The 24,024-nt window shown below is 52.4% G+C and carries 23 protein-coding genes and 1 pseudogene; 15 read left to right on the plus strand and 9 right to left on the minus strand.

The features are described 5' to 3' along the window. Positions 1 to 105: 105 nt before the first annotated feature. The 5 genes from accC to msrP all read right to left on the minus strand — a co-directional run bounded on the left by accC (position 106) and on the right by msrP (position 4,245). Positions 106 to 1,455, minus strand: coding sequence for an acetyl-CoA carboxylase biotin carboxylase subunit (gene accC, locus SJI19_RS07080; protein ID WP_323477560.1), 1,350 nt, complete (start codon positions 1,453 to 1,455; stop codon positions 106 to 108). An 11-nt stretch (positions 1,456 to 1,466) separates the two neighbouring features. After that, complete coding sequence (accB, locus tag SJI19_RS07085) at positions 1,467 to 1,928, minus strand: acetyl-CoA carboxylase biotin carboxyl carrier protein (RefSeq protein WP_323477561.1); 462 nt, start codon at positions 1,926 to 1,928, stop codon at positions 1,467 to 1,469. A gap of 21 nt (positions 1,929 to 1,949) precedes the next feature. After that, entirely contained in the window at positions 1,950 to 2,402 is a 453-nt protein-coding gene (gene aroQ, locus SJI19_RS07090) for a type II 3-dehydroquinate dehydratase (RefSeq protein ID WP_323477562.1), read from the minus strand. A 241-nt stretch (positions 2,403 to 2,643) separates the two neighbouring features. Then, positions 2,644 to 3,243: a protein-methionine-sulfoxide reductase heme-binding subunit MsrQ gene (msrQ, locus tag SJI19_RS07095; protein ID WP_323477563.1), complete on the minus strand. Its 600-nt coding sequence runs from the start codon at positions 3,241 to 3,243 to the stop codon at positions 2,644 to 2,646. After that, positions 3,244 to 4,245: a protein-methionine-sulfoxide reductase catalytic subunit MsrP gene (gene msrP / locus SJI19_RS07100; protein WP_323477564.1), complete on the minus strand. Its 1,002-nt coding sequence runs from the start codon at positions 4,243 to 4,245 to the stop codon at positions 3,244 to 3,246. It abuts the gene before it with no gap. 161 nt (positions 4,246 to 4,406) lie between these two features. Between msrP and SJI19_RS07105 the strand changes: the two genes are divergently transcribed. The 9 genes from SJI19_RS07105 to tldD all read left to right on the plus strand — a co-directional run bounded on the left by SJI19_RS07105 (position 4,407) and on the right by tldD (position 15,887). After that, positions 4,407 to 4,568 (plus strand): hypothetical protein, encoded by a 162-nt coding sequence (locus tag SJI19_RS07105; RefSeq protein WP_323477565.1) that lies wholly within the window; start codon positions 4,407 to 4,409, stop codon positions 4,566 to 4,568. A 188-nt stretch (positions 4,569 to 4,756) separates the two neighbouring features. After that, positions 4,757 to 5,155, plus strand: coding sequence for an EAL domain-containing protein (locus SJI19_RS07110; RefSeq protein WP_323477566.1), 399 nt, complete (start codon positions 4,757 to 4,759; stop codon positions 5,153 to 5,155). A gap of 322 nt (positions 5,156 to 5,477) precedes the next feature. Further along, entirely contained in the window at positions 5,478 to 6,521 is a 1,044-nt protein-coding gene (gene mreB, locus SJI19_RS07115) for a rod shape-determining protein MreB (RefSeq protein ID WP_004385136.1), read from the plus strand. A 93-nt stretch (positions 6,522 to 6,614) separates the two neighbouring features. After that, a complete protein-coding gene (mreC, locus tag SJI19_RS07120) occupies positions 6,615 to 7,664 on the plus strand; it encodes a rod shape-determining protein MreC (protein ID WP_323477567.1) in 1,050 nt (349 codons plus the stop codon). Beyond that, complete coding sequence (gene mreD, locus SJI19_RS07125; protein ID WP_323477568.1) at positions 7,661 to 8,149, plus strand: rod shape-determining protein MreD; 489 nt, start codon at positions 7,661 to 7,663, stop codon at positions 8,147 to 8,149. The genes mreC and mreD overlap by 4 nt, the downstream gene beginning before the upstream one ends. Before the next feature lie 8 nt (positions 8,150 to 8,157). Further along, positions 8,158 to 8,730 (plus strand): Maf family protein, encoded by a 573-nt coding sequence (locus SJI19_RS07130; protein WP_323477569.1) that lies wholly within the window; start codon positions 8,158 to 8,160, stop codon positions 8,728 to 8,730. A 9-nt stretch (positions 8,731 to 8,739) separates the two neighbouring features. After that, positions 8,740 to 10,209 carry a ribonuclease G gene (rng, locus tag SJI19_RS07135; protein ID WP_323477570.1) on the plus strand — a complete coding sequence of 490 codons (1,470 nt, stop codon included), beginning with the start codon at positions 8,740 to 8,742 and terminating at the stop codon, positions 10,207 to 10,209. 251 nt (positions 10,210 to 10,460) lie between these two features. Next, complete coding sequence (gene yhdP, locus SJI19_RS07140; protein WP_323477571.1) at positions 10,461 to 14,285, plus strand: AsmA2 domain-containing protein YhdP; 3,825 nt, start codon at positions 10,461 to 10,463, stop codon at positions 14,283 to 14,285. Between the two features lie 156 nt (positions 14,286 to 14,441). Continuing rightward, on the plus strand, positions 14,442 to 15,887 hold the full coding sequence (gene tldD / locus SJI19_RS07145) for a metalloprotease TldD (protein ID WP_323477572.1): 1,446 nt from the start codon (positions 14,442 to 14,444) through the stop codon (positions 15,885 to 15,887). 2 nt (positions 15,888 to 15,889) lie between these two features. Here the strand turns inward: tldD and SJI19_RS07150 are convergent, their stop codons facing one another. After that, entirely contained in the window at positions 15,890 to 16,078 is a 189-nt protein-coding gene (locus SJI19_RS07150; protein ID WP_323477573.1) for a hypothetical protein, read from the minus strand. Beyond that, on the minus strand, positions 16,075 to 17,001 hold the full coding sequence (gene aaeR / locus SJI19_RS07155) for an HTH-type transcriptional activator AaeR (protein WP_323477574.1): 927 nt from the start codon (positions 16,999 to 17,001) through the stop codon (positions 16,075 to 16,077). Before aaeR ends, SJI19_RS07150 begins: the two co-directional genes overlap by 4 nt. A gap of 340 nt (positions 17,002 to 17,341) precedes the next feature. Between aaeR and aaeX the strand changes: the two genes are divergently transcribed. The 4 genes from aaeX (at position 17,342) to SJI19_RS07175 (ending at position 20,892) form a co-directional block, all read left to right on the plus strand. Continuing rightward, complete coding sequence (gene aaeX / locus SJI19_RS07160; protein WP_323477575.1) at positions 17,342 to 17,545, plus strand: p-hydroxybenzoic acid efflux pump operon protein AaeX; 204 nt, start codon at positions 17,342 to 17,344, stop codon at positions 17,543 to 17,545. A gap of 7 nt (positions 17,546 to 17,552) precedes the next feature. Further along, entirely contained in the window at positions 17,553 to 18,485 is a 933-nt protein-coding gene (gene aaeA, locus SJI19_RS07165; protein ID WP_323477576.1) for a p-hydroxybenzoic acid efflux pump subunit AaeA, read from the plus strand. A gap of 15 nt (positions 18,486 to 18,500) precedes the next feature. After that, entirely contained in the window at positions 18,501 to 20,459 is a 1,959-nt protein-coding gene (aaeB, locus tag SJI19_RS07170) for a p-hydroxybenzoic acid efflux pump subunit AaeB (protein ID WP_323477577.1), read from the plus strand. A gap of 166 nt (positions 20,460 to 20,625) precedes the next feature. Then, positions 20,626 to 20,892, plus strand: coding sequence for a hypothetical protein (locus SJI19_RS07175; RefSeq protein ID WP_323477578.1), 267 nt, complete (start codon positions 20,626 to 20,628; stop codon positions 20,890 to 20,892). Between the two features lie 56 nt (positions 20,893 to 20,948). Here SJI19_RS07175 and yjgA read toward each other — a convergent pair whose 3' ends face one another. Both yjgA and SJI19_RS07185 read right to left on the minus strand, forming a co-directional pair. Continuing rightward, positions 20,949 to 21,500: a ribosome biogenesis factor YjgA gene (yjgA, locus tag SJI19_RS07180; protein ID WP_323477579.1), complete on the minus strand. Its 552-nt coding sequence runs from the start codon at positions 21,498 to 21,500 to the stop codon at positions 20,949 to 20,951. A 58-nt stretch (positions 21,501 to 21,558) separates the two neighbouring features. Further along, positions 21,559 to 21,801 (minus strand): annotated as a pseudogene (locus SJI19_RS07185) (carbohydrate ABC transporter permease); the annotation flags it as partial. Between the two features lie 288 nt (positions 21,802 to 22,089). Between SJI19_RS07185 and pmbA the strand changes: the two are divergent. Continuing rightward, on the plus strand, positions 22,090 to 23,430 hold the full coding sequence (gene pmbA, locus SJI19_RS07190) for a metalloprotease PmbA (RefSeq protein ID WP_323477580.1): 1,341 nt from the start codon (positions 22,090 to 22,092) through the stop codon (positions 23,428 to 23,430). Between the two features lie 26 nt (positions 23,431 to 23,456). Then, positions 23,457 to 23,846 carry a cytochrome b562 gene (gene cybC, locus SJI19_RS07195; protein ID WP_323477581.1) on the plus strand — a complete coding sequence of 130 codons (390 nt, stop codon included), beginning with the start codon at positions 23,457 to 23,459 and terminating at the stop codon, positions 23,844 to 23,846. Positions 23,847 to 24,024: the final 178 nt, after the last annotated feature.

Raw genomic sequence — 24,024 nt, forward strand, 5'->3', positions numbered from 1 at the left:
GATAGAAGTGCCGATTTGTTGAACAATAATGGAAAAGGCCGGTATACCCATTGGGTATATAACCGGCCTTAACGACTGTCAGAACCAACTTGGCGTGGTGGTGATTTATTTTTCCACTAAACCGAGCTTTTTCTCCAGATAATGGATGTTGCTGCCACCATGCTGGAAATTTTCATCGTTCATGATTCTTAACTGTAAATCGATATTGGTTTTGATGCCGTCAATAATCAGCTCCGCCAGCGCATTTTTCATACGGGCGATGGCTACATCACGGTTTTCGCCATAGCAAATCAATTTACCGATCATTGAATCATAATACGGTGGCACGGTGTAACCGGCGTAAATATGTGATTCCCAACGCACGCCAAAACCGCCTGGAGCATGAAACCGGGTGATTTTCCCGGGGCTTGGCATAAAGGTCTTGGGATCCTCGGCATTGATCCGACACTCCACCGCATGGCCGGTCACCACCACTTCTTCTTGTTTGATCGATAAAGGCTGGCCGGCGGCAATGCGCAACTGCTCTTTAATCAAATCCACGCCGGTGATCATTTCGGTAACCGGATGCTCTACCTGGATACGGGTGTTCATTTCAATGAAATAAAACTCGCCGTTTTCATACAGGAATTCAAAGGTGCCGGCACCACGATAACCAATGTCTCTACAGGCTTTGGAACAGCGTTCGCCGATGTAGCGGCGCATGGCTTCGGTAATGCCCGGCGCCGGCGCTTCCTCTACCACTTTCTGGTGACGGCGTTGCATGGAACAGTCGCGTTCTGCGAGGTAGATAGCGCTACCCTGACCGTCCGCCAATACCTGGATTTCAATATGGCGCGGGTTCTCCAGATATTTTTCCATATAGATAACATCGTTGTTGAACGCGGCTTTTGCTTCGGCACGGGTCATATTCAGTGACGACTCGAGTTCATTGTCGCTATGTACTACCCGCATGCCGCGTCCGCCGCCGCCGCCTGATGCTTTGATAATCACCGGGTAACCGATACGTTTGGCCACCGCGCGGTTTTTTTCCATATCGTCGCCGACCGGGCCATCAGATCCGGGTACGCAGGGCACGCCGGCTTTTTTCATGGCGCTGATGGCGGAGACTTTATCACCCATCAAACGGATGGTTTCAGGCCGTGGCCCGATAAAGATAAAACCGGAACGTTCAACCTGTTCGGCAAAGTCGGCATTCTCGGAGAGAAATCCATACCCGGGGTGAATGGCCACCGCGCCGGTAATTTCGGCTGCTGAAATGATTGCCGGAATATTCAGATAGCTTTTAACCGACGGGGGTGGCCCAATACAGATGGTTTCATCCGCCAGTAGGACATGTTTAAGATCGCGATCCACCGTGGAGTGAACCGCCACGGTTTTAATTCCCAATTCTTTGCACGCGCGCAAAATACGCAGCGCAATTTCACCACGGTTGGCGATGACAATTTTATCTAGCATGTGGCGCCTCGTTATTCGATGACGACCAGCGGCTCGTCAAATTCAACCGGTTGACCGTTGTCCAGCAAAATGGCTTTTACCACTCCCGCTTTATCGGATTCAATCTGATTCATCATTTTCATCGCTTCGACAATGCATAAGGTGTCGCCGATGTTGACTTTTTGCCCTACTTCGATGAAGGGTTTCGCGTCTGGGCTTGGTGTGCGATAGAAGGTGCCGACCATCGGTGAGCGGACCTGGTGTCCACTCATGGCGGCGGGCACGGCGGCGGCTGACTCAGCTGCGGGCACTGCCACTGCCGGTGCGATTTGTTGTTGAGCGGCAGGGATATAAGCCTGTTGCATCATCGGGTATGCCGGCATCGCCGGGGCACGACTGATACGAACTGATTCTTCACCTTCGGAAATTTCCAGCTCTGAAATGCCGGACTCTTCTACCAGTTCAATCAGTTTCTTGATCTTACGAATATCCATGAGTGGGGTTCCATACTCTAATTAATTGGATGCAGACAAGCGGTTAACCGCTGCCTGAAAAGCAAAATTATAACCATCGGCGCCGAGGCCACAGATAACACCAACCGCAATATCAGAGAGATAAGAGTGATGACGGAAAGGCTCACGTGCATGCACATTGGATAAATGGATCTCGATAAACGGGATGCTTACCGCTAACAGCGCATCGCGCAGCGCTACGCTGGTATGGGTAAAGGCTGCAGGATTAATAAGGATAAAATCCGTATTACCTCTGGCCTGATGGATCCTGTCTATCAGGACATATTCCGCGTTGGATTGCAGATGACTTAACGCCACATCAAGCGCCTGAGCCTGTCCCTCAAGACTGTTGATGATATCGGCGAGCGTCGTGTGGCCGTACTTATCCGGCTCGCGTGTCCCCAACAGGTTCAGATTAGGGCCATTCAGAAGCAAAATATGTAATTTATCCGCCATCGTGCCGCTATCTCCGGTTAACTTGCGATGCTCTGACAAAAATAACCTCGAGCCGGCAATTTGTCACCTGTTTGATGAAAAATCCGTCCCAGAGTGTTAATGGAGTCATGCATTATAATGATATCGCAACTTTTCGCAGCAAAATACTGGTGTTATCTGCGAAGATGACTCGGGACTGGTATCCAAAGTGGGAAGCAAGATAGCGCATTTTGAAGTGGGATTGAAACAAAAAATTCAGCACTCACCGCCACCATAAGCGGAATTTTTTGTAACGCAGTGCTAAAAGCACCGCAGCAATAAGCGCATAAATTACGGGCTGTGGCGAGATGATTTTCACCGACCAGAGGTAATGAATTGGCGCCAAGATGGCCACAACATAGACCAGATTATGCAATGTTTGCCACCGTTTTTTTAGTGCACGCTGCGCACGCTGGGTGGAAGTGATGGCCAGCGCGAGCAAAATCAACCAACTGACGATGCCAAGCGTCAGGTACGGACGGGTCACCAGTTCGCGTCCGAGCAGACCGAGATTGTTGATGCCGAGTTCCAATAGCGCATAACTAAGCAAATGCAGTGTTACCCACGCGAAACACCACAGGCCTATCGGCCGACGGCAGCGGATCAGCAGGGGTTGGCGACCCCAACGCGCCAACGGCGTGATCATCAGCGAGGCCAGTAATAGCTTCAGCGCTGTCCGACCGGTAAAATGTTGAATATCTTTCGCCGGGTCCGCGCTTAAATTTCCCTGAACCACCGCATAAACCAGCCAGACCAGAGGAAGAAACGCCACGAGATGAATCAGCGCCTTTAGCCAGAAAATCTGCTTAAGATTAAGTCGCACCTAAAAATTCTCCCGCAAATCCATACCGCGATACAGACTCGCGACCTGTTCGGCATAGCCATTAAACAGCAACGTCGGCTGACGCTTTACATCCAGAATGCCGCCCGCGCCAATAAACCGTTCGGTGGCCTGCGACCAGCGTGGGTGATCCACATGCGGGTTCACGTTAGCATAAAAGCCGTACTCGTTAGGGGCGGCAATATTCCAGGTGTTAGGGGGCTGTTCACGTGTCAGACGGATATGAACAATGGATTTAATCCCCTTAAAACCATATTTCCACGGGGTGATCAAGCGGATCGGCGCGCCGTTTTGTGGTGGCAGCGTTTTGCCATATACCCCAACGGTCATCAGTGCGAGAGGATGCATGGCTTCATCCAGTCGCAGCCCTTCCTCGTAGGGGTAATTCAGTCCGCCGCCGATATAACGATCCTTTTCACCCGGCATTTGCTGCGGGTCGTCAAGGGTTTGAAACGCCACGAAGCGTGCCTGGCTGGTGGGTTCAGCCAATTTAATCAGTTTACCCAGTTCGAAACCGATCCAGGGCACCACCATGGACCAAGCTTCAACGCAGCGTAACCGATAAATACGTTCTTCCAGAGCAAAGCGCTTAATGATGTCGTCAATATCCAGCGTCATCGGCTTGGCCACCTCGCCGTCAATACGGACTTTCCAGCCGTCGGTTTTTAAACCGCCTGCGTTGGCGGCCGGATCGGCCTTGTCCATGCCGAATTCATAAAAATTATTGTAGCCCGTCACCTTATCGAACGGGGTTAACGGTAAATCAGCATGCCAAGCGGGCGGCTGGCTATAGGTCAGCGGCTTTCCGGCTGGGGCCTTGTCGTGTTTATCTCCATGGAACCAAGATAATAAATCCGCCTTTGCGGACAATGGCAGGCTGAGCGTGGCGGCGGTGATGCCGAGGGCTTTTAACACCTTACGCCGTTGAAAAAACACCTCTGGTGGCGTGACATCGGCATCCCGAAGTTTGCGGTATCGGCTCATAATCGGCTCCAGTTCACTGAAAAATATCGCTGTATCAAGTATGACGCAGAAATTGCATTTGACGACGTCAGCTGGGGGGATATTTCTGCGGGTCAGCTGATGTGCCCTGGGGGGCCGCGCTGATGATCGGCACCTGATCAAAAATATATCATTTTTGGTTAGTGGCTGTTAGTGAACGTCGTTTAACCTTACCGCATCATCCCGATCTCCATATCCGGCTGCGCTATTCCACCTCACTCATCCGTGAGGTTCGTACCCTGAACGTTATCGCCCCCGTCAGCGTGGCCATTGTGTTACTGATTATTTCGGTACTGTTCGGTTAACGCGGGCTGCGCCGTCAGATCCTGCCCCATTGTTTGCTCAAGGATGCCGAATCGCTGGCGGTGCAACTGCTGGGGGCACGGGATACCCTGCCGGGTTTATCCGCGCCACAGCGCAATGAAATAGCCAATGCCTGACGTGGTTACGCTATACGCCTATGCAGTGCGCGAAATCACAGCGACAACAAATTATGTTTGAACTTGTTGAGACAGATTTTTGTCAACACTTGGTGCATTTACGTCCGACGCTGCGTTTGCTCGATGGGCTGGGTTGTCGTTTGGCCTTAGTAGCGGCGGGTTTGACTGTCATCAGTACCGCTTATATCACGGCAGCACCGCTGGAAATGATCACATTACATCCCGGCCTGACGCGGGAAACCGATCTGCGGGCGGAAAATAGGCTATTTGTCCAATGTGTGCCCGACGCATGCATTGGCACTGCGACACAGGTTTTTGCCACGGGTATCATAACGAGACAGGAATGGCTAACGCTAACGGACAACGGAGTGACAGGGGGGCAAGGGGCTTTTTTTGCGCCGATTGAGCCGCTTGAGGAGATGATAAAAAAATATTCACGTCATGATGTGTGATTAGTATAAAAGTTCGCAGGAATTTAACGTACAATACGCCCATTGACCGAAATGGTTAGTAGGCACTTACATTACCTGGATTCAGGTGCTCTGCAAGATTTTCCGCTTGTGGTTATTAACCAAATAATAACCACAGACATAAGAATATTCTCGCATTTCATCTGACTAAAAACCGCGTCAGGGATTTCTTCGGTGTGTGGGAATGTTAATGAGGACGTATTTTCATTGAAGTAGCGTGCTTTTACGTCTTGTCGCTGCTTCTCGTGGTTGGTAAAGTAGGCGGATTTTATTTCGCCCCAGCTTGCAGGATTATCCTTTAGTTATGTTTAAAAAATTTCGTGGCATGTTTTCCAACGACTTGTCCATCGACCTGGGTACCGCCAATACCCTGATTTATGTGAAAGGACAGGGCATTGTCCTGAACGAGCCTTCTGTCGTCGCGATTCGTCAGGATCGCGCCGGCTCCCCTAAAAGCGTTGCAGCCGTGGGCCATGAAGCCAAACAAATGCTGGGGCGCACCCCCGGTAATATTGCGGCGATCCGGCCGATGAAAGACGGCGTTATCGCCGATTTTTTCGTCACAGAAAAGATGCTGCAACATTTTATCAAGCAAGTTCATAGCAATAGTTTTATGCGCCCAAGCCCGCGGGTTCTGGTCTGTGTTCCGGTGGGCGCAACCCAGGTGGAACGGCGAGCGATTCGCGAGTCGGCCCAGGGCGCGGGTGCCCGTGAAGTCTTCCTGATCGAAGAACCTATGGCTGCGGCTATTGGTGCGGGGCTGCCGGTTTCGGAAGCCACCGGTTCGATGGTGGTGGATATCGGCGGTGGTACTACGGAAGTGGCAGTCATTTCTCTTAATGGTGTGGTGTACTCCTCTTCAGTACGTATTGGCGGCGATCGCTTCGATGAAGCTATCATTAATTATGTTCGACGCAACTACGGTTCGCTTATCGGTGAAGCGACAGCGGAACGCATCAAGCATGAAATTGGATCGGCTTACCCCGGCGATGAAGTCAGGGAAATCGAAGTACGCGGTCGTAATCTTGCCGAAGGCGTACCTCGGGGTTTTACCCTGAACTCCAATGAAATCCTTGAAGCGTTGCAAGAGCCGCTGACCGGCATTGTTAGCGCAGTGATGGTCGCACTGGAACAGTGTCCACCTGAGCTCGCGTCCGATATTTCGGAACGCGGCATGGTGTTGACCGGTGGCGGCGCACTGTTGCGCAATCTCGACCGTCTATTGATGGAAGAGACAGGCATCCCCGTAGTGGTGGCAGAAGATCCTTTGACCTGTGTCGCCCGTGGTGGTGGTAAGGCATTGGAGATGATTGATATGCACGGCGGCGATTTGTTCAGCGAAGAATAACCAGCCTCGAAAAGGGGGGACCACCCGGGTGAACGCTGATATTTCTCATCCTGGTCGGCGCCCCCCTTTTTTGTTGAGGAAAATGCATAACCTATGAAGCCGATTTTTAGCAGGGGACCCTCTCTGCAACTCCGATTGTTTCTCGCCGTGATGGTGGCAATTGCTATCATTATCGCCGACAGTCGGCTTGGAGCCTTTGTACAAATCCGTACGTATATGGATACAGCTGTCAGTCCGTTCTATTTTCTGGCCAACGGTCCACGCAAGATTTTGGACAATATTTCGCAAACGTTGGCGAGCCGTCAACAGCTGGAACTGGAAAATCACACTCTACGCCAGGAATTGTTGCTAAAAAATAGCGAACAGTTGCTGCTGGGACAATATCGCCAAGAGAATGCGCGGTTGCGTGAATTGCTTGGGTCGCCACTGCGTCAGGATGAGCATAAGATGGTAACGCAGGTTATTTCTACCAGCACCGATCCCTACAGTGATCAGGTGGTGATCGATAAAGGGCTGGACAATGGGGTGTATGTTGGCCAGCCGGTGATCAGTGACAAGGGCGTGGTCGGCCAGGTGGTGGCGACCAGCAAAATGACCAGCCGGGTCTTGCTCATCTGTGATGCCTCTCACGCTTTGCCTATCCAGGTACTGCGTAATGACATTCGAGTTATCGTCGCCGGTAACGGCTGTACTGAAGATCTGCAGTTGGAACATCTGCCGGGCAATACTGATATCAGAGTCGGTGATGTGTTGGTGACCTCTGGCCTCGGTGGCCGGTTCCCGGAAGGGTATCCGGTGGCGGTGGTGTCCTCGGTAAAAGTGGATAGACAACGCGCCTATACGGTCATTCAGGCTCGGCCTACCGCGCAATTGCAGCGCTTGCGCTATTTGCTGTTGTTATGGGGTGCCGATCCACGCGGTGGTGACGTGCCGTTGCCGCCGTCTGAGGTGCACCGGGTCGCCAATGAACGGCTGATGCAGATGATGCCGCAGGTACTGCCATCGCAGGATAATATTATGGGGCCCAATCCGTCGGCGGCCCCGGTGAGCCCGCCAGCAGTTGCTCCAGCGCCGGCGACAAGCGGCAAGGCCACGACGCGCCCTGCAGCGACCTTGGGTCGTGGCACGGGTGAACGACGATGAATCGTTATCGTCGCAATGGCAGTTGGGTCATTTGGTTATCCTTCTTAATTGCCATTGTGCTGCAAATTATGCCATGGCCTGAACAGCTCTACTTGTTCAGGCCCTCATGGTTAAGCTTGGTATTGATTTACTGGGTGATGGCGATGCCCCACCGGGTCAATGTCGGTACGGGTTTTGTGCTTGGGCTGCTAATGGATCTGATTTTGGGCTCCATCCTTGGCGTCAGGGCTCTGGCATTAAGTGTCCTGGCCTATATGGTGGTGTTCAAGTTCCAGTTATTTAGAAATATGGCCCTATGGCAGCAGTCATTAGTGGTGGTGCTGCTATCGTTAACGATGCATATTATTGTGTTCTGGGCTGAGTTTTTGGTGATCGATATTTCCTTCCGGCCGGAAATTTTCTGGAGCAGCGTGGTTGACGGCGTGTTGTGGCCATGGCTGTTTTTACTTATGCGCAAAGTTCGCCGACAATTTTCTGTGCAATAAGGGTCGTAATGACTGCTATTTATTTAGCCTCCGGCTCTCCCAGACGCCGGGAGTTGCTAACATTATTAGATGTGCCGTTCGATGTGCTTATTGCCCCGATTGTAGAGCAGCGACTGCCCGACGAGGCCGCTATGGATTATGTCTGTCGCTTGGCGCGTGAAAAAGCGCTGGCAGGGGTGGCCATAGCACCCTTGGCACTGCCGGTGCTCGGAGCGGACACCATTGTGGTGCTGAAGGGTAAAATTTTGGAAAAACCGCGTGACGCCGCCGATGCTGCCGAGATGCTGGCGGCGTTGTCCGGTCAATGTCATCAGGTGATGACGGCCATCGCGGTTGCCGATAGCCAGCACCAACTTTGTCGCAGCGTCGTGACTGAGGTCACTTTCCGTCAGTTGTCGAAACAGGAAATCCATCGTTATATTGCTTCTGGAGAACCGATGGATAAGGCGGGAGCCTACGGTATTCAGGGATTAGGTGGTGTTTTTGTCAGGGCTATCAATGGAAGTTATCACGGTGTGGTAGGTTTGCCACTGGTGGAAACTACTGAATTGCTCTGTCAATTCATTGCGTTACGTAGTTAAGAGGATAACATGGCTGCTGAATTGCTGGTCAATATCACGCCTTCGGAAACCCGGGTTGCCTACATTGATGGTGGCATACTGCAGGAAATTCACATCGAGCGTGAAGCCCGGCGGGGTATTGTCGGTAATATTTATAAGGGCCGGGTTAGCCGCGTTTTGCCAGGAATGCAGGCGGCGTTTGTCGATATAGGTCTCGAAAAAGCGGCGTTTTTGCATGCGTCCGATATTATGCCGCACACGGAATGCGTCGCCGGGGAAGAACAGAAAAATTTCCATGTGCGTGATATTGCCGAACTGGTCAGACAAGGGCAGGACATCATGGTGCAGGTGGTGAAAGATCCGCTGGGCACCAAGGGTGCCCGTTTGACTACGGATATCACCTTGCCGTCGCGTTATTTGGTGTTTATGCCGGGCGCCTCGCATGTCGGGGTCTCTCAACGCATTGACAGTGAAGAAGAGCGTGAACGCCTTAAACGCACTGTGGCGGAATATTGTGACGAGCATGGTGGTTTTATTATCCGCACCGCTGCCGAGGGCATTGGTGATGAAGAGTTATCCCAGGATGCCGCTTTTCTTAAACGCCTTTGGACCAAGGTCATGGAGCGCAAACGCCGTAACCAAAGCAAATACATGCTATACGGCGAATTGGCGCTGGCACAGCGCATACTGCGCGATTTCGCCGGCGCGGCGTTGGATCGTATCCGGGTCGACTCCCGGCTGACTTTTGATCTACTGGTGGAGTTTACCGGCGAATATATCCCCGAGATGACGCATAAGCTGGAACATTACAACGGTAAACAGCCTATTTTTGATCTCTATGATGTAGAAAATGAGATCCAACGCTCCCTCGAACGTAAGGTTGAGCTTAAATCCGGTGGTTACCTGATTATCGATCAAACCGAGGCCATGACGACCATCGATATTAATACCGGTGCATTTGTCGGACACCGTAATCTCGATGAGACTATCTTTAATACCAATATTGAAGCTACGCAGGCGATAGCTCGACAGCTGCGGTTGCGTAATCTCGGCGGCATCATCATTATCGATTTTATCGATATGAATAATGAGGAACATCGCCGGCGGGTGTTGCATACGCTAGAACAGGCAATGAGCAAGGATCGGGTGAAAACCGGTATTCACGGGTTCTCACAGCTCGGTCTGGTGGAGATGACCCGCAAACGTACACGTGAAAGTATTGAACATGTGCTATGTAGCGGGTGTCCAACCTGCCATGGCCGTGGCACGGTAAAAACCATAGAGACCGTATGTTATGAAATCATGCGCGAAATTGTGCGAGTACATCATGCCTATGAATCTGATCAGTTTTTGGTTTACACCTCGGCTGTGGTGGGTGAAGCATTAAAGAGTGATGAATCCCACGCCTTGGCCGAAGTGGAAATATTCGTCGGCAAGCAGGTCAAAGTACAAATCGAACCGCTATATAGCCAGGAGCAGTTTGACGTCGTAATGATGTAGTGATTTTAATGGAATAACCCGATAGCTGATAGCCGATAGATGTCGAGTGACAGGAAGGCAAAAGAGAGTCAATCCCGCGCAGCTCACAAAGTGATGCGGTTGAAAGCGCGTAGCCAATACACCTGTAACGTGAAAAATGACGGGTATATCGCCAAGAATAACCCTGCCATTGAAGAAGCCTATATGCGGTCAAAAGATCAAAATAACACCCTTCCCGTGAGCATAGGCTTACGGGATGCAAGGAGATAGGCGTGAAGCGACTGCCGGGGATAGTGCTGGCCCTTTGTGCAACCCTCATCGTCCTGGTGGCGTTAGCGGTCAGCGGCCTACGCCTGGCGCTGCCTTATCTGGATGATTTCCGCCCGCGTATTGTACAAACGCTCAATGCGGCTACCGGTCTGAATATCCATATTCGGGAAATGCACGGCAGCTGGCAGTCGTTTGGTCCTACTCTTGATATTGGTGGTTTTGCCTCCAGTACGGCAGATGAACAATTACGCATTCAGCGCGTCACGGTGGCGCTAAATGTCTGGCAATCGTTGCTGCACTGGCGCTGGCAATTCCGCGATGTGACGTTTTACCGGCTACAGCTCGATCTCAATACCACTCTGCTCGGCAGCGATCATCAGGGCAGCCCGATAAAATCCGACCAGCTCACCGATCTGTTTTTATATCAGTTCGATCATTTTATCCTGCGTGATAGCGACGTATCGTTTCTCAGTCCCTCAGGCGATCGTATCACCCTGTCAATGCCGCAACTGACCTGGCTTAATACCAACCAACGCCATCGGGCAGAGGGCCGGATTAGCCTGTCTAATGTTGATGTGGCGCAGGGAGCAATCCAGTTGCGCATGGATCTTAATGACAAAAATGGCCTGCTCAATAACGGCAAGGTCTATTTACAAGCCGATAATATCAATGTTAAACCCTGGCTAAGCCAGTGGGCGCAGGATCAAAGTGGCTTGAAAAAAGCCGATTTTAGCCTGGCGGCCTGGTTAACCATTGATAATGGGGATATTGTTAGCGGCGATGCATTTTTCAGCCAGGGCGAGGCCCGATGGTTAGAGGGTGATCGGGAACATCGTCTGGATGTGGCAAACATGGCGTTACATCTGAGTCAGCTGGCTGATGGTTGGCAACTGGATGCGCCAGCGCTAAATATGAGCACCGACGGTGCCTCTTGGGCACCCGGGTCGCTCTCGCTGTTTTGGTTGCCGGAAAAAAATCATCTGTTTACCCCCAACCGGCATGGAGAGGTCCACCTGCGGGCCAAAAATCTACAATTGGAGCGGTTCTCGCCGTTTCTGTCGCTGTTCTCTGCTGTCACGCCAAATTTGCAAGCGCGCTGGCAAGATTTACAACCTCATGGCACCTTATCCACGCTGGCGTTGGATATCCCCCTTAACCAACCGCAGCAGACGCGTTTTCAAGGCACGTGGCGGGATATTGGCTGGCAGCAATGGCAATTGCTGCCCGGCGCCGATCACGTTACTGGCTCGGCAGCGGGTTCGCTCGCCACCGGCCGGTTAACCCTGGCGCTGGATAATAGCACCCTGCCGTATAAAGACATGTTCCGTGCGCCGCTGGAGGTACAGCGTGCACGCGTTACGCTCGATTGGACCCATGGCGATAATGGCTTGGAACTACGCGGTAAGAATATCGATCTGCGGGCCAACTCACTCTGGGCCACCGGCGATTTTAATTTCCATCAGCCGGTCAACGGCGAACCCAGGCTGGACATTTTGTCAGGTATTCGGTTGTATGACGCGGCCCAGGCCTGGCGTTATTTCCCGGAGCCGCTAATGGGCACCCACCTGGTTGATTATCTCACTGGCGCGTTGAAAGGCGGCTACGTGGATAACGCCACCTTGGTTTTTGCCGGCGATCCCAAACAATTCCCGTTTAAACATAATGACGGACAATTTCAAGTACTGGTGCCGTTGCGCCACGCGGATTACGCATTTGAGCCGGAGTGGCCGCACCTGACCGATTTGGCGATTGATCTCGATTTTCTTAACGATGGGCTGTTTATGCACGCGCCGCAGGCTCAGCTTGGGGACGCCAGCGGCAGCAATATTGTTGCGGTTATACCCGACTATGCAAAAGAGCTGTTGCTAGTGGATGCAAACGTAAGCGGTTCGGGCAAGGCCATCGGTGATTATTTTACTGACACGCCGCTGAAAACATCCCTCGGTGAGGCGTTGGGCGAACTTCAGATTGATGGAAATGTTAGTGGGGACTTACATCTTACCATCCCACTGGATGGCAGGGCGGTTAGCGCATCGGGCAACGTCAACTTGGCAAAAAACAGCCTGCTGATAAAACCCTTGGACGTCACCTTAAAAGCGCTAAGCGGTCAATTCAGATACCATAACGGTAACCTTGAGAGCGATACGCTCACCGGTCAGTTGCTGGGGCAGCCGGTGTCGGTGGACTTTACCACGCTTGAGCAGCCAAAAGGCTTTGATATCAAAGTGGGTATACAGGGCGATTCAACCATGAATCGTCTGCCTGGTTTACCCAGCGCGATGGCTAAAGCCTTGACCGGAAACGCGGCTTGGCAAAGCGATATTGCGGTATCCCTGCCGTATAACGGTAAAACGACCTACGAGGTCAATGTCACTGCCGATCTAAAAAATGTAAGCAGTCACTTACCCGAACCCCTAGATAAACCAGGCGGGAAGAGTTTTCCTGTGACGCTAAATGCCCACGGCAACTTGACGGATTTGACGCTGAGCGGCCGAACGGGCAAAAATAATGCGTTTAATAGTGAATGGGCGTTGGGCAAACAGATATCATTGTTGCGCGGTGCCTGGACCGGCGACTCGAACAAGGTGCCCCCGCTGCCGTCAGGCAACAGCATGACCGTGGATTTACCTGCTCTTGATGGCGAGCAATGGCTAGGTTTAATGACCCCAGAGTCCCGCTCGACGGGCAAAGTCGTGGCCAGCCGTTTTCGATTCCCGGATACGTTGACCCTGAAAACCCCGCGATTAACGCTCGGTGGGCAACAGTGGCGCGATCTGAGTGTGACCCGTCTCAATGCCTTGGGTGGCAGCAGCATCGAAGCCCGCGGCCGGGAGATCGATGGTAAACTTTTCATTGCTAACCAGGGACCATGGCGGGCGGATATCCGTTACCTTTATTACAACCCCCTATGGCAGCAGACCACTGATTCGGAAAATGAAAATGTTCAGGCTGCCTTGTTCAACGACGACGTTCCCTCCACCGGTTTTAGCCATTGGCCGGCGTTACAATTTCGTTGTCAGTCGTGTTGGATATTAGGACAAAACCTGGGTCGGGTTGAGGCGGATATCACGCCGAATAAAACGGCCCTGTTACTCACCAATGGCGTGGTAGACAACGGCAAGTCCCGCCTTACGCTTGATGGCAGTTGGTCACACACCGGCCAGCAAAACCGGACGTCGGTAAAAGGCAAACTCAGTGGCAAAAATATCGGTGAAGCCACCGATTATATTGGTATCGCGACCCCGTTGCGCGAGTCCCCCTTTAACGCGGACTACGATCTGCATTGGCAGGCCGCTCCCTGGGCTCCTGATATCGCCAGCCTCAATGGCGTGCTGCATAGCACCCTCGGTAAAGGCAAGATTGACGATATCAGCAGCGGACAGGCGGGTCGGTTGCTCAGGCTGGTCAGCTTTGACGCACTGCTGCGCAAACTACAATTTGATTTTCGTGATACTTTCGGCAAGGGTTTTTATTTCGACTCGATTAAAGGCACTGCCTGGATTAAAGACGGTGTGCTGCATACCAATGACTTGCTGGTGGATGGCCTCGAAGCAGATATTGCCATGAATGGCCAAGTGGATTTCAACGCCCAGCAGATCGATATGCAAGCAGTCATTGCGCCGGAAATCTCCGCGACCGTTGGGGTTGCCACTGCCTTTGCCATCAACCCGGTCGTGGGGGCGGCGGTATTCGCCGCCAGCAAAGTCCTGGCACCGCTATGGAATAAAATTTCGGTGATCCGTTACCATATAACCGGTAGCCTGGATCAGCCGAAAATTGAAGAGGTCTTGCGTCAACCGCGTCAGCCAAAAGACAAGGGCAATTAAGTGGTACCCATTTGACCTTGAGATAGAATTGCCGCAGTCTATACACATGATAAAATTTATTGTTTATACCCGTCATACAACCTGGCTATGACGAGTACCGCGGTTTATTATTCCAGCCGTTGCTGGCCAATCCATCGTAAATAAGAGTGAAAAACTATGAGTCTGACATTTGTCAGTGAGCAATTACTCGCGGCCAACAACCTGAGTCACGAAGATCTTTTCTCGCTGTTGGGCCAGTTGACACAACGGCGTGTGGACTATGCCGATCTCTATTTTCAATCCAGCTACCATGAATCCTGGGTTATTGAAGATGGCATCATCAAAGATGGATCCTACAATATTGACCAGGGCGTCGGCGTAAGGGCGGTCAGCGGAGAGAAAACCGGATTCGCCTATGCGGATCAAATCACGCTCAACGCCATGCAACTCAGTGTCAATGCTGCGCGCAGTATTGTCAAAGAACGAGGCAACGGCCAGGTACATACCCTCGGCGAAGTGCCCTACAACATACTGTATCCTGTGCTCGACCCGCTTAACAGCCTGCCGCGCGAAGAAAAAATAGCCCTACTGCACCGGGTTGACCAGGTGGCCCGCGCCACTGATAAACGCGTACAGGAAGTCAACGCCAGCCTGTCTGGGGTTTATGAACAAGTCTTGATCGCGGCCAGCGACGGTACCCTGGCGGCTGATATTCGACCGCTGGTCAGGCTTTCCATCAGTGTTCAGGTAGAACAAGACGGCAAACGCGAACGCGGCTCCAGCGGCGGCGGCGGACGCTTCGGTTATGATTTTTTCCTGGCAACCGTTGATGGTGAAGTCCGGGCAGATAGCTGGGCGCGCGAAGCGGTGCGCATGGCGCTGATAAACCTATCTGCAGTGGCGGCGCCAGCCGGTACTATGCCGGTAGTCCTGGGCGCCGGCTGGCCCGGGGTATTGCTACACGAAGCTGTTGGCCATGGCCTGGAAGGTGACTTTAACCGCCGCGGAACCTCGGTGTTCAGTGGCCAAATGGGAAAACTGGTCGCATCCCCCCTATGCACAATCGTTGATGACGGCACATTGGCCGGTTTGCGCGGTTCGCTGGCTATCGATGACGAAGGCGTGCCCGGACAATACAATATGCTGATTGAAAACGGCATCCTCAAAGGCTACATGCAAGACAAACTCAATGCCCGGCTAATGGGGGTTCCACCCACCGGCAATGGACGGCGGGAATCCTACGCCGCACTACCGATGCCGCGCATGACCAACACCTACATGCTGGCCGGAAAGTCCACCCCCGAGGACATTATCGCCAGCGTCGAATACGGACTCTACGCACCCAATTTTGGCGGTGGCCAAGTTGATATCACGTCGGGAAAATTTGTCTTCTCCACCTCAGAAGCCTACCTCATTGAAAAAGGCCGGGTCACCACGCCGGTAAAAGGTGCAACCTTAATTGGCTCTGGCATTGAGGCAATGCAAAAAATCTCCATGGTGGGCAACGATCTCGCACTGGATAAAGGGGTCGGCATCTGCGGTAAAGAAGGACAAAGCGTCCCGGTCGGCGTCGGCCAGCCCACACTAAAACTCGACAACCTCACCGTCGGCGGCACCGCCTAACACTACACCGGCCAGCACCCCAGCCGCAGACTGGCCACCAAACTCACCTGGCGGGGGAGCGTACCGTTGGGGTCGAAGCGGCCGTTTCCCGGCCGCCCGAGTGCCCCTAGGTGCGCTAGACCCGCCACACGCCGTTGCCCCACCGGCCAGCACCCCAGCCGCACACCGGCCCACCCTCGCACCACACTCACGGATTATTATCCTGCCGAAACGCCTGATACACCGACCCCACATTATTAAAATACTCCAGCAACGCGTTAATACACACCTGCACCTTCAACGGCAACTTATCCTTCTGGGTATACACCGCATACACCGGACGCGGATCCGACAAATAACGATTAAACAAAATCTCCACGTTCCCCTGCTTAATCTCATCAAGCACCCACATAATCGGCACATACGCAATCCCGGCACCGGCGGTCAACCAACGGATCAACGTCTGTGAATCATTAGTGGCAAAGCGGCCCTGCGGCGACAAATGCAACGTAATACCCTCGGGGGCGATCAGCTCAAACTCACTATCCGGCCTAACGTCATACTCCAACCAGGAAAAATTACCCATATCACTCGGCTTCTCCGGTGTACCATGAGTCATCAGATAACTCTTTGCCGCGCATACCACCATCGGCATGGCCCCAAGACGCCGGGAAAATAAACTCGAATCCTGCAACGCACCTACCCGCACCACCAAATCCAAACCCGCGGCAATCAAATCCGGCGCGGGAATACCGGTAACCAAATTCACCGACAACCCCGGATACTCCTTCAACATCTCTGTGGTAATCGCCGCCAGAACGTTATGGGCCATGGTGGACGAACTGCCGATGCGCAACGTCCCTATCGGCGTATTATTAAACGCATACAACTGCTCGTGAACGTCATTAAACTCCAGCAACATGCGACGACAGCCCTGATAATAAATCTTGCCCGCTTCGGTCAGGCCAATACTGCGGGTACTGCGGTTAAGAAGCTTCACCTGCAGCTCGTTTTCCAGCTTCGCCACGGTCTGGCTGATGGATGAAACGCTCATTTGCAACTGCCGCGCCGCAGACGTAAAAGAGCCACCCTCAACCACTTTGGCGAAAATCAACATCCGCTTAAGTCTTTCCATTGTTAACCCTGAGTGAAAAGTGATTTAGATCACATATAATTGAAAACATCAGGTATTAAAGGCTATTATAATGCAGTTGGTTTGCCAGATAGCGTAGCGTTGCCTATACAACCTTACTGCCTTTATTACTTTGAAATAAACAGTAACATCCTGGATAGGTCATAGACAATCTGTCTTAAGACGTTATTTCCGCCGGAAAACTCCATAGGCCCTCCTCTCGAGTTCTATACTGACTTAGCACGCACTGGCAATCGTTGCCCGCGGCTAAGAAGACCTTTGTCCGGCAAAATCTCATCTGCACTGGCGGTTGGCAATTATTAAAAAAGGTAAGGAAAAGGTCATGGGTTTTTTCCCGGTTATGGTGATTTTCGGTCTGTCATTTCCGCCGGTATTTTTTGAATTACTGGTCTCAATGCCGCTTTTTTTCCTCCTACGCCGACTGTTTCAACCGACGGGCATTTACGACGTTGTGTGGCATCCGGCGCTGTTTAATACCGCCTTATACTGCTGTGTGTTCTATCTGGTTTCCTGTCTTTTCGTTTGAGGTTGCTGTGAAAACTGTTGCAATAAAAATAATCAGAATCGCGATAACCCTGCTACTGGTTCTCATTGCCGCCATCGCGATATTCCGTGCCTGGGTGTTTTATACCGAATCTCCCTGGACTCGCGATGCAAAATTTACCGCTGATGTGGTGGCCATCTCACCAGACGTCAGCGGCATATTGACCGAGGTGCGTGTCAGTGACAACCAATTGGTCAAACAAGGCGACATCCTGTTTGTTGTCGACCGACCGCGCTATCAGCAGGCTCTCGATGAAGCCCAGGCAGATGTGGATTATTACCAGGCGTTGGTTGCTGAAAAACGCCGCGAAGCCAGCCGAAGACTCCGTTTGGGCACCAGTGCGATGTCTCAAGAGGCGATTGATCAAGCCAGCAATGATTCGGTCACCGTCGGACATCAACTGGCCAAGGCCATTGCCGCCAGGGATCTTGCCAAGATCGATTTGGATCGTACCACTATCCGCGCGCCAGCCGAAGGATGGATCACTAACCTCAACGTTCACGCGGGTGAATTTATCACCCGCGGTACCGTCTCGGTGGCGCTGGTGAAACGTAACTCCTTTTATTTATTGGCCTATATGGAAGAGACCAAATTGGGCGGCATACGTCCGGGTTACCGCGTTGATATCACGCCGCTGGGCAGTGACCGAATATTATACGGTACCGTGGACAGCATCGCGGCCGGCGTCACCAGCAGCAGTAGCTCGGTGGGCAGTAAAGGTATGGCTTCGGTGGATTCCAACCTTGAATGGGTTCGCCTGGCGCAACGGGTGCCGGTAAAAATCCGGCTGGATGAACAGCAAGGCGATCTTTACCCGGCGGGTACCACCGCCACGGTGGTGGTCACCGGCAGCCGAGGCCGCGATCGTACACACTTGTCGCCGATGATGAAACTCATCCATCGTCTGCGTGAGTTTGGCTAAACGGATGGCAATCTAATGTTTCAGCAACTGTTTTTTCGCTGTCGCTTTGCGATCAAATTAACCTTTGCCGTCCTGCTGGCGCTGTTCCTCGGTTTTCATTTCCACTTGGAAACGCCGCGCTGGGCAGTATTGACTGCTGCTATCGTGGCATCCGGTCCCGCGTTTGCCGCAGGCGGTGAGCCGTTTGCCGGTGCCATCAGGCATCGCGGCATGCTACGCATTATCGGTACGCTGATCGGCTGTCTTGGCGCCGTGGTTATCGTCACTCTGACGATCCGTGCGCCGGTGGTTATGTTGTTGTTGAGCTGCATTTGGACCGGTACCTGCATGTGGATCTCTTCATTGGTGCGGGTGCAGAACTCCTATGCATTAGGACTGGCGGGGTATACCGCACTGATTATTATCGTCAGCATCCAATCCCAGCCCCAGGTCACGCCGCAGTTTGCCATTGAGCGCTGTAGTGAAATCGTGATGGGGATCGTGTGCGCCATCCTGGCGGATATTTTGTTTTCACCGCGCTCCATCAAAAAAGATATCGACCGGGCCGTGGATCAATTGCTGCTGGATCAATACCGGTTGTTTCTGCTATGTATCAACAATGCAACGAAAGAGGAAATCGATAAATCCTGGGGAGATCTGGTCAAATTCACCATTGCCCTTGACGGCATGCGCGCCAATCTGATGATGGAATCGGCGCATTGGCAGCGCTGCAATCGGCGTTTACGAGCGATGAACACATTATCGCTGATGCTTATCACCCAGGCCTGCGAAACCTTTTTGCTGTTGCAACGCCGGCCTGATCTTATCAAGCCCCAACTGCTGGAACTGTTTAATGAGCCAGTGGATACGGTGGCCGATATCCATAAACGCATGAAACTGATGCGCCAGACGATCGCCAATACACTGTCAAAGGACACCCCGCAAACGTTGTATACCTGGGTGGGAACCGCCACCCGTTACCTCCTGTTGTCGAAAGGGGTTAAAAATAATACCCGTATCACTAAAATCGAAGAACAGGTATTGGTCGGCCAGGTGATCATCACCGCGCCCTCAGCTGAACGACACCGCGCCATGATTAACGGACTGCGCACTGGGGTGGCCACTGCGCTGGGCTGCCTGTTCTGGTTATGGACCGGTTGGACCTCTGGCAGCAGTTGCATGGTCATGATAGCGGTAGTGACATCGCTCTCCATGCGGTTGCCCAACCCTTTAATGGTGTGCAAAGACTTTATGATCGGTATGGCCATGGCGTTGCCTATTGGCGCACTCTATTACATGGTGATCATGCCCGCAACCCAACAGAGCATGCTGTTACTGTGCATTTCGCTAGGGGTGTTAGCTTTTATCATCGGGATTGAGGTACAAAAACGCCGTCTTGGTAGCTTAGGCACGCTGGCAGGAACCATTAATGTCCTGGTGCTGGCCAATCCCATGACGTTCTCGGTCAACTTTTTTTTGGATAGTGCCATTGGCCAGCTTGTCGGCTGTGGGCTGGCGACGTTGGTGATACTGCTGATCCGCGATAGTTCTAAGGCGCGCATTGGCCGGGTATTACTTAATCGTTTTGTGTACGGCGCGGTATCCGCACTCTCTACCAACAAAACCCGGCGGCAGGAGAATCATCTGCCGGCGTTATACCAACAGTTATTTCAATTGTTAACCCTGTTCCCGGCGGATATTGCTAAATACCGTCTGGCGCTGACCCTGATTATTACCCATCAACGACTACGCATGGCTGACATCCCCGCTAACGCTGATCTCTCGGCATTCCATCGGCAGATTCGGGCCACTGCCGATCGGGTATTGCAGGCGCGTAACGAACTACGACGGGGCAAGCACTTCAACCGTCTACTTGACGAGTTAACCCTCTATCAGCAAAAATTAGTGCAATATCAAGCTACAACCGATGTCACTGAACCGGTGCAACGCCTGGCGGATACCCTGCAGCGCTATCGCCATGCGTTAAGCGATTAATCCCGTCACTGCCGATGATTGCACCGTCGCCTTCCTGCAGCGCGAATTATTTAGCATCTATACTTAGGGTAACTCTTTTTGTCATATCGCCGATAACCGAGGTATGGCATGCTGCTAGTGTGGTTGGCAGCAGACAATTGATAACCTGTTTTGTGGGGAGCGTTAAATGGGCAAAGTATCCTTCGATTTTAAACAGATACCTGATTTGCCGGCGTTCTATCGTGATTTTGGCCGTCAGTTCGCCCTTGCGCAGCCGTGTGATGCCAATCTGGATGAATTGTGGCATACCGTCACCAAGCGGATGCCGCTACCCGTGGAAATAGAATTTATTCATCTCAGCACATCTCAAAAACGCCGCTTTGGCGCATTGATATTGCTCTTTGACGAGGCGGAAGAAGAACTGGACGGACGACTGCATTTCAATCTGCGCTAGGCCGTGCAGACTGGGCAGGCGCAGGACTGAGATCAGCCGGTTCTCCGACTGGGACGTTATTTGTCGCCGGCGACCAGGCGCAGATACTGGAAAATTTGCCGGGAGGTTTTAGCAGGTTTATTGGCGATTTTCTCCTTTTGTGCATTGCGCACCAGTGAGCGTAACTGTTGCCGGTCTGCCTCGGGATAGATGGCCATGACGTCATCCACCGCCTCGTCGCCAAACTCAATCAAACGATCACGCAAATTTTCCAGCTTATGGAACAGGGTGATTTGCTGATTATGGCGATTTTTCAGTTTGTCCAGGGCTTGCTCAATCGGCTGGGCATCGCGGTTGCGCAGCATTTTACCAATCAGCTGGATCTGTCGGCGGCGACCCTCTTTTTTGATGCGCTGGGCCAGTTCAATGGCGGCCAGCAGCTCTTCATCGAGCGGAATTTTGTCCAGCGCGTTCTTACCCAGTTCCACCAACTCGACCCCCAGCACCTTTAGTGCTTCGGCATCGCGTTTGATTTCGCTTTTGCTGACCCAGATGATTTCGTCATCTTCTTCATCCACCGGTGGTGTCTGGGGCTGTTCGTCTTGCCAGTCTTCTGGTTGCTTGCTCATGATACGGTTCCTCAAAAAGAGGCTAATCCTAACAGGTTGCGGGGGATGATCAACGGCATTATTTCACCGCACCCTCGGTGATACCACTTATGAACCGGCGCTGGAACAGCAAAAAAATCGCGACCAGCGGTAATATGGCAATCGTGGCACCGGCCATCAATACCGGTATATTGATGGTATTCCTATTTTGGAAAAACATCATGCCAATCGGCAGCGTGCGCAATTCCTCTTTATTTACCAAGATCAATGGCACTAAAAATTCATTCCAAGTCCATATAAACAGTAGCAGCGCCAGTGTGGAACATGCGTTAGTCAATCATATCCGCGTCACATTCCGGCGGCGCGCCAGAGAGCCCGCTGCGCTTAAATCGGCTACTGATTCAGATGCATCCGTACCGCCAGCGCGGGTGCGACGTGAAAGATGACGGGTATATACTGCCGCACACCGTGCGAAATGCCAGGCGTACTGATAGACTGGAATGACAACCTTGCAGCTGCGGTTTGAGCCCGATTGACGGCGAAAACCGATCATGTCCGGTCTCGGCCAGGTCGATATCCGGTGGATAACTTACTTAATGATGGCGGACCAATGAATTTAGTCACTCAAGTTGCAGAACAGCGGAAAATATTGGAAAACGCCGTCGCGCAGGCGTTGGAACTGGCGGGTGCCGGTTCCGACGCGGCGGAAGTGGCGGTGACCAAAACCACCGGTATCGGTGTCAGCACGCGCTATGGTGAAGTGGAAAATGTCGAATTCAACAGCGACGGCGCGCTGGGTATCACCGTATATTATCAGCAGCGTAAAGGCAGCGCATCCTCTACGGATCTCAGTCCGGACGCTATTGCTCGTACTGTTGGCGCAGCATTGGATATCGCCCGCTTCACGTCACCAGACCCCTTTTCCGGTCTGGCGGATAAAGCACTATTGGCGTTTGATGCCCCTGAACTGGATCTGTTCCATCCAACGGAACTGGATGCCGAGCGAGGCGCTGAACTGGCCGCACGGGCCGAACAAGCGGCGTTAAACGCGGACAAGCGAATCACCAATACCGAAGGCGGCAGTTTTAACAGTCACTACAGCACCAAAGTATACGGTAACAGCCACGGTATGCTGGCCAGCTACAATAGCAGTCGACACTCGCTTTCCAGCAGCGTTATTGCTGAAAGCGGCGGTAATATGGAGCGGAACTACGCCTATACCATCGGTCGGGCATTCAGCGACTTACGTACGCCGGAATGGGTGGGCGAGGAGTGTGCGCGGCGTACCTTGGCGCATTTGAACCCGCGTAAAATCGCCACCATGCATGCGCCGGTATTATTCGCCGCCGAAGTGGCCTCCGGATTATTTGGCCATTTGGTTGGCGCGATTAGCGGCGGCAGTGTCTATCGTAAAGCCACTTTTTTGCTCGACGATCTGGGTAAAGCGATTTTACCGGATTGGCTGACGATTGATGAGCGTCCTCATTTGCTTAAAGGCCTGGCATCCTCGCCTTTTGATAGCGAAGGGGTACGCACCGTCGATCGGGCCATCGTCAAGGACGGCATACTGCAAACCTGGCTGCTTAGCAGTTATTCGGCACGTAAATTGGGCATGACCAGCACCGGACATGCCGGTGGCATTCATAACTGGCGCATCGCCGGCCAGGGGGTAGATTTTGCTGCATTGATCAAAAAAATGGATCGTGGATTGGTGGTGACCGAACTGATGGGGCAAGGTGTTAGCGCCATCACCGGTGATTACTCCCGGGGGGCGGCGGGTTTCTGGGTCGAAAACGGTGAAATACAATATCCGGTGAGCGAAATTACCATTGCCGGTAATCTAAGGGATATGTGGCGCAATATTGTTACGGTGGGGGACGACATAGAAACCCGCAGCAATATCCAGTGTGGATCGGTACTATTGTCAGAAATGAAAATAGCCGGTATTTAAATCAATATTTAACAGGAAGCACCAGCATGAAAATAAAAATAATCGCAATGTTGTCGTTCACGCTGTTGATGAGCAGTCCCTTAATGGCGTCGGCACGCGATCTTGGCGAGAACATGGATATCCTGGCGGCTAACGTCAGTACCGTAATGAAGAGTGATAATGTCGATACGTTGAAAAAAGCCCTGGCGAATATGCACGAAGCCGCGATGGACGCGCTCAAGGACACGCCGCCGAAACTGCAAGGACAGCCGGCTGATGGCCCCAAGATGAAGGATTACCGTCAGGGAATGACCAACCTGATCAACCAGATTGAACAGGCCCAGGCATTGGCGGCAAAAGGTGATGTGGCGCAGGTGAAGGTGGTCGCGAAGCAATTTAAGCAAACCCGCGACGAAAATCACGCTAAATTCCGTTAATCGCTTGCGCGCGCCGTCGCGAGTCGCTAGCACTTGACTCGCGCGGCTTGCTGGCGGTGGCCCTATGATGACATGAATGCGATCGGGCCATCGGCAGCCGGTACCAAGCATAATGTATTACATCCCAACCAAAATGATAACTAGCGTATTAATTAATATGACAATAAATGTGGTGATA

It is taken from the genome of Acerihabitans sp. TG2, from assembly GCF_035013185.1.
Classification (GTDB): Bacteria; Pseudomonadota; Gammaproteobacteria; order Enterobacterales; family Enterobacteriaceae; genus Acerihabitans.